Source organism: Parageobacillus thermantarcticus, from assembly GCF_900111865.1.
GTDB classification, from domain to species: domain Bacteria; phylum Bacillota; class Bacilli; order Bacillales; family Anoxybacillaceae; genus Parageobacillus; species Parageobacillus thermantarcticus.
The window spans coordinates 1-10,692 of the sequence record NZ_FOJS01000064.1; the positions used below are offsets into that span (position 1 = coordinate 1).

General features: G+C 43.7%; 11 protein-coding genes and 1 pseudogene. 3 read left to right on the plus strand and 9 right to left on the minus strand.

Annotated features, from left to right (window positions below; translation table 11 throughout):
- Nucleotides 1–333: transposase (locus BM278_RS16710; protein ID WP_143093481.1), on the plus strand; the 333-nt coding region annotated here is incomplete at its 5' end.
- Here BM278_RS16710 and BM278_RS16715 read toward each other — a convergent pair.
- From BM278_RS16715 to bcaP, 3 genes are all read right to left on the minus strand, one after another.
- Nucleotides 303–1,112 carry an anti-sigma-I factor RsgI family protein gene (locus BM278_RS16715; protein WP_341871195.1) on the minus strand — a complete coding sequence of 270 codons (810 nt, stop codon included), beginning with the start codon at nucleotides 1,110–1,112 and terminating at the stop codon, nucleotides 303–305. The two genes, BM278_RS16710 and BM278_RS16715, sit on opposite strands and share 31 nt — an antisense overlap.
- A complete protein-coding gene (sigI, locus tag BM278_RS16720) occupies nucleotides 1,109–1,855 on the minus strand; it encodes an RNA polymerase sigma factor SigI (RefSeq protein ID WP_244151214.1) in 747 nt (248 codons plus the stop codon). The genes BM278_RS16715 and sigI overlap by 4 nt, the downstream gene beginning before the upstream one ends.
- A gap of 163 nt (nucleotides 1,856–2,018) precedes the next feature.
- Nucleotides 2,019–3,437, minus strand: coding sequence for a branched-chain amino acid transporter BcaP (bcaP, locus tag BM278_RS16725; protein WP_090952070.1), 1,419 nt, complete (start codon nucleotides 3,435–3,437; stop codon nucleotides 2,019–2,021).
- Nucleotides 3,438–3,722: 285 nt separating this feature from the next.
- On the opposite strand from bcaP, the gene BM278_RS16730 reads away from it, so the two are divergent.
- Nucleotides 3,723–4,064 carry a DUF485 domain-containing protein gene (locus tag BM278_RS16730; protein WP_090952073.1) on the plus strand — a complete coding sequence of 114 codons (342 nt, stop codon included), beginning with the start codon at nucleotides 3,723–3,725 and terminating at the stop codon, nucleotides 4,062–4,064.
- Nucleotides 4,064–5,605 carry a solute symporter family protein gene (locus tag BM278_RS16735; RefSeq protein ID WP_090952077.1) on the plus strand — a complete coding sequence of 514 codons (1,542 nt, stop codon included), beginning with the start codon at nucleotides 4,064–4,066 and terminating at the stop codon, nucleotides 5,603–5,605. The genes BM278_RS16730 and BM278_RS16735 overlap by 1 nt, the downstream gene beginning before the upstream one ends.
- A gap of 226 nt (nucleotides 5,606–5,831) precedes the next feature.
- Here BM278_RS16735 and menC read toward each other — a convergent pair whose 3' ends face one another.
- The 6 genes and pseudogenes from menC to BM278_RS16765 form a co-directional block, all read right to left on the minus strand.
- The gene (gene menC, locus BM278_RS16740) at nucleotides 5,832–6,947 is read right to left on the minus strand and encodes an o-succinylbenzoate synthase (protein WP_090952080.1); all 1,116 of its coding nucleotides are present in this window, start codon (nucleotides 6,945–6,947) and stop codon (nucleotides 5,832–5,834) included.
- A 16-nt stretch (nucleotides 6,948–6,963) separates the two neighbouring features.
- The gene (locus BM278_RS16745) at nucleotides 6,964–7,788 is read right to left on the minus strand and encodes a GNAT family N-acetyltransferase (RefSeq protein WP_090952083.1); all 825 of its coding nucleotides are present in this window, start codon (nucleotides 7,786–7,788) and stop codon (nucleotides 6,964–6,966) included.
- Nucleotides 7,763–8,932, minus strand: coding sequence for a M20 peptidase aminoacylase family protein (locus BM278_RS16750; RefSeq protein WP_090952086.1), 1,170 nt, complete (start codon nucleotides 8,930–8,932; stop codon nucleotides 7,763–7,765). The genes BM278_RS16745 and BM278_RS16750 overlap by 26 nt, the downstream gene beginning before the upstream one ends.
- A 150-nt stretch (nucleotides 8,933–9,082) precedes the next feature.
- Complete coding sequence (locus tag BM278_RS16755; RefSeq protein WP_090952089.1) at nucleotides 9,083–9,514, minus strand: threonine/serine exporter family protein; 432 nt, start codon at nucleotides 9,512–9,514, stop codon at nucleotides 9,083–9,085.
- 18 nt (nucleotides 9,515–9,532) lie between these two features.
- Nucleotides 9,533–10,285, minus strand: coding sequence for a threonine/serine exporter family protein (locus BM278_RS16760; protein WP_090952094.1), 753 nt, complete (start codon nucleotides 10,283–10,285; stop codon nucleotides 9,533–9,535).
- 225 nt (nucleotides 10,286–10,510) lie between these two features.
- Nucleotides 10,511–10,692: pseudogene (locus BM278_RS16765) on the minus strand (UPF0236 family protein); the annotation flags it as partial.

Genomic DNA, 10,692 nt, shown 5'->3' on the forward strand with positions numbered 1-10,692 from the left:
GCGTCTGCGGAAACCATTGCCGACATGTACCAACAACGTTGGACTGTTGAGGTCTTTTTCCGTTGGGTGAAGCAATATCTGAATGTCCCGACCTTGTTTGGCACGACGGAAAATGCGGTATACAACCAACTGTTTGCGGCGTTCATCGCGTATGTGTTGCTGCGATGGCTGTATGATCAAACCAAAAAACAGACGAACGTCTCTCTTTCCTTCATTTCGTTCGTTCGCCGTTTTTTCTCTGGGCAGCTTCCTCTCGATTGGAAATCCGGGATGGCCGCTGCTTTGTTTGAGTATGCCCAAATTTATGGAAGGCGTATGTATAATTTTGGATAATCAACACTCGTGATGTTGTTATTATTGTGTGTTTTTTCGTTCTTTTCTTTGCGGAAATGGCTGTTTATTTGCCGTTTATCATCCTGTTTCGGCAGTCTTTCTTGTTTTCTCATGTTTATGGACTTTGGCGAAACGGATTTCGCTTTTTGTTCAATTTGCAGCAGTTTCCCCGTTGTCATTCCTTTTTTTACCGCTTCATTTCGTACTTCCATCGTGCTTTCTTCCGTTTTTACGACAATGTTTTTCCGCTGATACGAGTGTTGAATTTTCGTCAATTCTGTAGAAAGTTCTCGCGAAGATGCGGCACGGTGTTTCCTCTCCACCGTTGTAATCAACACTTGCCCCCCTTTTTGCAAATAGCCTTTTTTCATGCTTAGTTCGATAATTTCCTTGGCAATATCAATAAACTCTTTATTCTTCCAATGCAAAAGTTGTGAAACAATCTTTTTTCCTTCCTCGTTATATGCCTTTAATTTTATGACTTTTAACTGCTCATTGACCCCGATTTCGATGCTTGGATTAATATCAATGGACATGTAAGCGTACACTTCATTCGAAGGAAAATGAAGCAGCGTTGCAATCAAAAGAACCACTGCCGCCACGAAGCTTGTTATGTATCGAAGTGAACGGCGGCGAACATTGGGCTTTTGTACCGCCCTCGCTTCAATTTCTTCTCCTATTTCATATTCGCCTTCCTTTTTCACTTGAATAAACTCGCCATCAGGCGTTAATAATGTAATAAATTCGTCATCTTGTTCCAATACGATCCCTTTTTTCACGATGGAAGCACCCCTTTTATATATTCCTTTAAATAAACGTAATCCCCAGCTAAAATAATCGCCACCGCAATAATATATTTTCTATTTCTCTCTATCGTTTTGCGGCTTACTTTGGCCATATTTTGTAATTGTTTAATCGGTAATTGTTTTTTGCGAAAAAGCCAATTCAGCAACTCTTCGTTTTCTACTAATAATTTAGCAACATTAATGGCGTTTAATCGAGCGTCTTTATGTTTTGGCGACTGTTCGACAAGATCATGAAAATGAATGCCAAATTCTTTTAATACTTGTTGATAATGAATAATTTCCTCGCGGCGCTGTTGCTGCTCTATCTGCTTGTAAAATTCATCCATGGACAACTTCGTATCTAAATACGTTTGCGCGGAATTTTCCTCATCTTCATCTGTATGTAAAACAATATTCCTACATTTTGCTTCCTTGCGAATATAATCGATTAAACGTCTTTTAATAAGCAATTCGGCGAAAGAAAGAAACGAACCTCCCTTATGAGGCGCATACTTTTCAATTGCTTCATTAAACGCGATTAAACCGATGCTTAACTCATCATCACCTTCATGAATAAATCGTTTGCACACGCTGGAAACGGTTTTGGCAATAAAAGGTTTATATTGTTGAATCAATTGATTATGTAATACTTTATTTCCTTGTTGAATTTCGCTAACCGTCTGTTCAATCGTTCTCTCCTTTTTTAGCGAAAATAATATGCTGAACATGGATTTCACCCCATTTGTTAAAGAGACGAACTAGCGCTCCCTTGGAATATCATTCGTACATCATAACGAATTTCTGTTGGTCATTCAATCGGAAATTTATTACATTTGCCTGTTTCATAATAAAAAGGACCTTTGCCAATAGAGCAAAGGCCCTTTTGAACGCCTTACAAAATCATCCGGCTTTTTCCACTGTTATGTCTTTCACATCGTTTAACGTGCTATGCTTGCGCCCATATGTGAAATAAATAACTAAACCGATCAGCGACCAAGATACAAAGCCGATCCAAGTTATCGCAGGAAGTTGGAAAATTAAATATCCACAAAACGCCACCGCCAACAACGGAATGACGGGAACCATCGGGACTCGGAAGGCGCGTTTTAAATTAGGCTGCGTTTTCCGCAAAATAAGCACACCGATGGAAACGGTGATAAAGGCGAACAGCGTGCCAATATTCGTTAACTCTGCCAGTTTGTTCAACGGGATCATCCCGGCGAAACACGCCACGATCACCCCCGTAAGCCAAGTGTTCACGTAAGGCACTTGCCGTGTCGGACTTACTTTAGAAAATACTTTTGGCAGCAACCCATCACGGCTGACCGCATAAAATAAACGCGTTTGGCCATATAGCATAACAAGCAATACCGTCGTAATTCCGGCAATCGCCCCTAGCGAAATAAAACCGGCAGCCCAATCTTGGTTAATATAGCTTAGCGCAAAAGCAACAGGATTTTTCACATTTAATTGTTCATATGGAACGATTCCCGTCAATACGAGGGAAACAGCAATATATAATAATGTGCAAATAAATAAAGAAGCAATGATTCCGATCGGCATGTTTCGCTGCGGGTTGCGCACTTCTTCCGCCGCCGTTGAAACCGCGTCAAAACCGATATAGGCAAAAAAGACAGTCGCGGCACCGGTTGCTACTCCGGAAAATCCAAATGGCATAAACGGCGACCAGTTTTCCGGCTTCACATACCATATGCCGACGGCAAGAAACAACAATACGACGGCGACTTTGATCACGACCATGATTGCATTAAAACGGGCAGATTTTTTTACGCCAAGACTTAATAAAAATGCCATAAAAAGAGTAATACAAATCGCCGGTAAATCGATTATTGTTCCTTTTTCCGGGTTATATGCGTTCGTCAACGCTTTTGGAAGCTCAATGCCAAATCCGGCAAGCAATCCTTGAAAATAACCAGACCACCCAACTGCTACAGCGGAAGCAGCCACTCCATATTCTAAAATTAAATCCCATCCTAAAATCCAAGCAATCAATTCCCCAAACGCCGCATAACTATATGTGTAAGCACTACCAGATACCGGAACCGTCGAAGCGAATTCCGCGTAGCAAAGCGCCGCAAACACACAAGCAAGGCCAGAAAGAATAAAAGAAAGGACAAGCGCAGGACCGGCGTGTTCAGCAGCGGCGACTCCCGTCAATACAAAAATTCCTGTCCCGATAATCGCGCCAATGCCGAGCATCGTTAAATCAAATGCTCCTAAATCTTTTTTTAAAGAAACGCCTTTCTGTCCAGCTTCATTTAAAAGCATTTGTACAGACTTTTTTCGCAACAAATTCATATAGTGTCTCCCCTTGTCGTTTTTTGTAGAAAATTGTTGAAGAGCACAATATGGATTTTACGCCATACAATAATTTTTGTAAAGTTAGAAAATAATAAAAACACCAAAAAATTTTCCTTCTTTTATGCGTTAAAGTTATAAATAAATAATAAAAAATTAATAATTTACAAATTATTCAGATAAATATATAATAAATGTGACAATTTTATGAACAAAGAAAGGAGGAGAGTTGTTTTTATTTACCATTAAATAAGACAAATAACAAACTTAAGGAGGGGGATTTTTATGGCAATGCGAGATCGTTCTTTTGAAGAACGCGCCGCAATGGATTATAGCCAAATTGTTCAGTCTTCGTCGTTTCAGCATCTCATGCGCGAAAAGAAAAATTTCATTTTGCCATCCACCCTATTTTTCTTAGTGTTTTACTTTGCGCTGCCGATTTTGACGTCCTATTCGAACGTGTTAAACGCTTCCGCAATCGGTCCGATCAGCTGGGCATGGGTATTCGCGTTTGCGCAATTTATCATGACGTGGGCGTTATGTACTATTTACTCTAAACGCGCCGCAAAATTTGATGAAATCGTTGAACGAATTAAGCAAGAAGCGAAGGAAGGAGGAAACATGTAATGCACGGGTTAGCCTTTTTCCTCTTTTTAGTGATTGTGGCGTTAACGCTTATCATCACTTACTTCGCTTCGAAGCGAACAAGAACAACGAGCGAATTTTATACGGCAGATAGCAGCTTAACCGCATGGCAAAACGGGTTGGCCATCGCCGGCGACTATATGTCTGCCGCCTCATTTTTAGGAATTGCTGGCATGATCGCATTGGCTGGTTTTGACGGTTTCTTTTACAGCATCGGCTTCCTTGTCGCATATTTAGTCGTTCTTTACATTGTCGCCGAACCGCTTCGCAACCTTGGAAAATATACGATGGCTGACATGATTGCCGCCCGATTCGACGACAAAAAAGTGCGCGGTGTCGCCGCGCTTAATACGATTGCCATCTCCATTTTCTACATGATCGCTCAGCTTGTTGGCGCTGGCGGCCTTATTAAGCTATTATTAGGAATTGATTATATTTACTCTGTCCTCATTGTCGGTATACTTATGACCGTTTACGTCGTTTTCGGCGGCATGATGGCGACGAGCTGGGTGCAAATTGTAAAAGCGGTATTATTAATGGTTGGTACGTTTATTATTTCCATTATCGTTTTTGCGAAATTCGATTTCAGCCTCATCAAAATGTTCAACGAAGTAAAAACAGCCACGCCGCTCGGTGAAGCGTTCCTCAATCCTGGCAACAAGTTTAAAGACCCGCTTGATACGATATCGTTGAATTTAGCGCTCATCCTAGGAACAGCAGGACTTCCGCACATTTTAATCCGCTTCTTTACAGTAAAAGACGCACCAACGGCCCGCAAATCTGTCGTTCATGCAACATGGATTATCGGCATTTTTTACATTTTAACGATTTTCTTAGGATTTGGCGCCGCGGCATTCGTTGGGTATGACAAAATTGTCGACGCAAACCCTGCCGGAAACATGGCCGCCCCACTATTGGCGGAAGCGCTTGGCGGCGATTTCCTATTCGCGTTTATATCCGCAGTCGCGTTTGCGACGATTTTGGCTGTTGTTGCAGGACTCGTGCTATCGGCCGCATCGGCGTTTGCCCATGACTTTTACAGCCATATCCTTCGCCGCGGCGAAGCGACGGAAAGAGAACAGATGGTTGCGGCGCGCTGGGCTTCTATTGGCGTATCGATTTTGTCCATTCTTTTAGCGTTATTCGCTCAAAAAATGAATGTTGCTTTCCTTGTCTCATTGGCATTCGCTGTTGCAGCAAGCGCCAATTTGCCGATTATCGTATTAACGATTTTCTGGCGCCGCTTTAATACAACAGGCGCTATTGCAGGGATGCTCGTCGGGCTATTCAGCGCGTTGTTGCTCGTGTTCTTTAGCCCAAACGTTTGGGCGCCAGAACCGGGAGTAGCGATTCTTGTCGGCGAACCGCTCTTTAAGCTTGCTAATCCTGGCATCGTTTCCATACCATTAGGATTCATCGCAGCGATTGTTGGCACGCTTCTTTCCTCGAAAAAAGCCGATAGCAAGAAATTTGATGAAATTCTCGTGAAAGCGAATACAGGAATAAAAGAATTAGCAAACTAGCGCGCTTAAACGGAATGGATTATTTCTCCGCGCAAAAAGGCTGGTGGAAAAGCGATCCCATCTTTTCCATCCAGCCTTTTTCCTCCACGTTCCTTTCCTTCCTCCTCTTTTCGTTGCCTCCGCTTTGATTATCGTGATTTCCGCTCTAAACATGTATAAGTGTCCCAATTCATTACGGATCAGTCACGCAAAGCGCAAACGGCATACTCGAAACCGGAATGAGAAACTACGGCCGGTATACCTTAACATAACTAGTATAAATATCTACTTGCCGACGGTCGACTTCATACCCAATCCCCGGTTGTTCCGGCACTGTGATCGTTCCGTTGCGGACAACGACTTCCGGAACGATAATATCTTTTTCCCAGTAATGGGAAGAAGCCGCTGTATCGCCCGGCATCGTAAAATTATCCAGCGTCGTAATCGCAATATTGTGCGCTCTGCCAACGCCAGCTTCTAACATGCCGCCACACCAGACGGGAATATTGTTCTCTTGACAAATATCGTGAATACGCTTCGCTTCTGACAATCCTCCGACACGGCCGATTTTGATATTAATGATTTGACAGCTGCCGAGCTGAATCGCTTTTCTTGCGTCTTCCGCTGAATGAATGCTTTCATCCAAACAGATCGGCGTCTTTATCTGCGCCTGCAATGTTGCATGATCCACGATATCATCGGAAGCAAGCGGCTGTTCGATCATCATTAGCCGAAATTCATCTAACGCCTTTATTCGATCGATATCTGCTAATGAATAAGCGGAGTTGGCGTCGGCCATGAGCGGAACATTTGGAAAACGGCGGCGGACTTCGCGGACAACATCAACGTCCCACCCAGGTTTAATTTTTATTTTGATGCGCCGGTATCCATCTTGCACGTATCGTTCGATAATGCGCAATAAATCATCGACGCTTTTTTGAATGCCGATGCTTACACCTACTTCAATGCGGTTCTTATTTCCGCCAAGCGCTTTATGTAACGGCAATTCTTGTTTTTTCGCAAATAAATCCCATATCGCCCCTTCTATCGCCGCTTTTGCCATTTGATTTTTGCGGATGATGGAAAAACGTTGCTGCAACTCTTCCGGATGGGCAATTGGCGCTTGAAATAAAAGCGGCAATAAAAAATCTTCTATTATATGCCAATTCGTTTTGACGGTTTCTTCATTGTACCAAGGAGAAGGAAAAGCTACCGATTCCCCCCATCCTGACACGCCGTCTTCATCGATCGCTTCCACTAAAATAAACTCCTTTTTTTGAAACGAACCAAAGCTTGTTGTAAACGGCGCTTTTAGCTTCATCTGCAAATGGCGCAACATGACTCGTTTTACTTTTATTTCCATAAAAAATTCCTCCTGATTATAAAGGCAATTCGTTGCGTTTCACACAAACATAATATAAAACAGGTTCATCGTCGTTTCGAACGATATGCGCAACGGCCCATCCTTCCCGAAAAAGGCGAACAAACACGTCACGCGTCTTATAGCGCCAATCCAGCGCTAACGCATGATCTGCCTCGATGAGCCGCTGAAACTGTAAAGGAACGGGAACAAGCAAAAACGACCGGTCATGGATGACAAATTCCTCTTTGTAAATCGGCACTGGATCCCCGTTGTTGTTTTGTTTCCAATTAAGCGCCACATTCTCTGGCGCCCATGCTATTTTAGAGAAAAAGCGGTTTCTTTCTTGTAAATATCGGCTTTCCAATAGCCACTCCACCACAAAACGATCTGACGGCAAATGCTTATTTAGCGCATCATCCATCTTTCCGTAACAATTTTCAACATACTGCGAGCAAATCGCCCCTAACTTAGCAATGTTCAAATAGCCGTTTCTGCTTTGCAGCGGATCGTACGTCCAACGAATCATGCGGTATCCTTTTTTGATTGCTTCTTGCGCCTGTTTCATTTTCAGCATATAACCGATTCCTTGGTCGCGAAACGGCTTGGCAATCCCCATCATATGTGAGCAAAGATATATTTGCCCGTTCTGGTATCCGGGAAAACTATACACAAATCCGACCATCTTTCCATCCACAAAAGCGCCAATAATAATGCCGCCGTTTTTTGCCGCCGTCAACGTTTGGTGAGTAGGAATCGGGTCTGTTCCCCATATTTCCGCTTCTAGTCGCGCCATTTCTTCGAGCTGTTCGATCGTATCAATTTTTTGTAGCGAAACGCGCACTTTCCGTCTCTCCTTGCAATGCAAAATGCTCAAACGTTTCCATCACGACTCTTGCTAATATTTCAATACCGGACAATAAGTCTTCGCGGCGGAACGTCATTTGCGGATGATGCAGCCCTGGTGTTAAATCGCAGCCAAGTCCGAGCATCGTTGTTTTTAACTGCGGTTTCATCAATGAATAAAAATGGAAGTCCTCTCCTCCTGAAGTAACGATTGGCGACAGACATTTTTCTTCCCCTAACACGGCGACAATAGCGCGCTCCATGAATCGCTGTGCTTGCGGATGCGGCTTCGCAGCGGCAACGCGAACGCCTGAACGAAGCTGAATATTCGCACCATAAATAGCTGCTATCCCTTTTACGACGTGATTCAATCCTTCCACTAACTGTTCCATCGCCTCGTTCGTTTGCGCCCGCAAATCAAGCGCAAATTCGGCGTAATCGGGGATGATGTTCGCGTTCTTTTCCCCTGCATGAAATCTTGTCATTTTAATCGATGCCGGCACTTGTGGATCGACGTGAATTTTGCCTAACTCCTGCACAATCGCGCTCCCAACTTCAATGACATTGACTCCGAGATGCGGTCTTGCCGCATGCGCGGCAACTCCTTTAATTTCCCCTTCGATGCATTGCGCGGCTCCATGCAAAATCGCAGGAGCGGCATAACCGCTTTTTGCTTCTTGAACCGGCCGCAAATGAACGCCGTACAAAAAATCAATATCATCGATGACTCCTTTTTCCAAAAATTTTAGTGCCCCTGTTCCTTTTTCTTCCGCTGGCTGAAAAAGAAGCCGCAACGTTCCGGGCGGCTGATAGCCGATACGATTAAACAGTTTAGCAACCCCTAACACCATTGTCATATGGGCATCATGCCCGCATGCATGGTTTGCTCGCCATACTCCGTTTACTTCTTGCCAAAGCGCATCCATATCGCTGCGCAATCCGACTGTAAACGGCCCGTTGCCAATTTCCCCAATCACTCCCGGACAATCGGAAAATGTTTGGATGCGATATCCTTCTTGGACTAGTTGCTGTTCGATAAACCGCGTCGTTTTCCACTCTTCCCAACTAACTTCTGGATGGCGATGAAGGTAATCAAAAATCTCCCATAATTCTTCCTTCATCGCATAAATCATTTGCCTCATTACGCTCTCCCCCGCTGAAATATTCGCAAACATTTTGAAAATTGTTGTTACACATATTATCATATTCAAAAAAACAATTGCAACTTAGGCTTGTTTATTAACGAACAAAAACAGCGCTATAAAAAATCCTAACCCCCTTTTTCCGAAAGTTTAGGATTTCCGTTTCTGTTTAGCAAGCTGGTTAATCACTTCAGAAAAAACTAATCCCATAGCAATCGCTCCAGAAATCATGAACGCTTTTGCGGCAAGAGATATCGCCATATTATAATCGTTTAAAATGACATGGCGCATCGCTTCATATGCCAAGCCTCCCGGCACGAGCGGGATAATTCCAGAAACGCTGAAAATCGTCACCGGTGTTTTGTATATTCTTGCAAATATGGCGCTGATCATTGCCACAAAGAAAGAAGCAATAAACGTAGCGACAACATCGTTTATTTGCTGCTCGGCGAATAAAAAATAAATGATCCATCCGACCATTCCGACAAACCCGCAATTGATTAGCAGCTTCTTCGGAATGTTAAAAATGATCCCAAACGCCGCCGAAGCAATAAAACTTGTCAATAACTGTTGCACGATCATCCGCAATTCCCCTTACGATTAGCCAATCGACAAAATCAGGGCGATGCCTGTGCCAATCGCGAACGCTGTTAAAAATGCTTCCGCGCCTTTAGATAATCCAGCGAGCAAATGCCCTGCCATTAAATCGCGGACGGCGTTCGTAATCACTAATCCCGGCACCAGCGGCATCACAGACCCAATAATAATTTTATCTAAATTCGCCCCTAACCCGATCGCAACGAGAATCATAGCCAATCCGCCGACGATAAACGAAGCAAAAAATTCGGCGAAAAACCGTATTTTTACAAGGCGATGAATCATCTCAAAACAATAAAATCCCGCTCCTCCGGCAAGAAGTGAAGGAAAAAAGTTGCTCCATCCCCCAAACATGACAGCAAAACAGCCGCTGGCAATCGCCGCCGCCGCGACTTGCTGCCAAAGAGAGTAAGAAAACTTTTGTTTCTCCACTTCTTTTAACTGTTGATATGCCTCATCGAGCGACAGTTCTCCATTGCTGATGCGGCGGGAAATGTTGTTTACAAGCGCGACTTTATGCAAATCCGTCGAACGTTCGACAATTCGGATAAACTGCGTGGAATTCATACGATCAATCGAAAAAATGATTCCCGTCGGCGTGACATAACTGTGCGAACGGGGAATGCCAAATGAAGCAGCAATACGCACCATCGTATCTTCCACGCGATATGTTTCCCCGCCGCTTTCGAGCATAATTTTTCCTGCTAATAGACAAAGATCGACGATATCGTTTGTCCGATCATGGTAAGTTGGCATTGTCTATCTCTCCATCCATACTTTACTTGTGATATTACAAAAAAATATAACGCTAGACAATAAGTAAAGAGAGCCGTGAGTCAGTCAAGATTTTGTGGGAACTTTTTTGGTTCGCTAAAAAACAGGTGTAAGTCATAGGTTGGCGAACCATTTTTTTGAATTTCATCCGTAAGCGCTTTCGAACTCTCATCCCTTGTCATGACAGACCGATATGTATACCTTTTTTTACCATCCCTTGAGTTCAGACAGGGCATGATAGATCGGTGTCCCGGACGATTGCTGTAAATATGGCACGTTATTCCGCGTTACCTCCGGAAGAAGACGGCGGACATGTTGTTTCGCCTTGTTCACGATCGTCTGTTTGGTGGATGCCGTTTCCTCCGCTGGATGCGACGATTCTTCTCCGA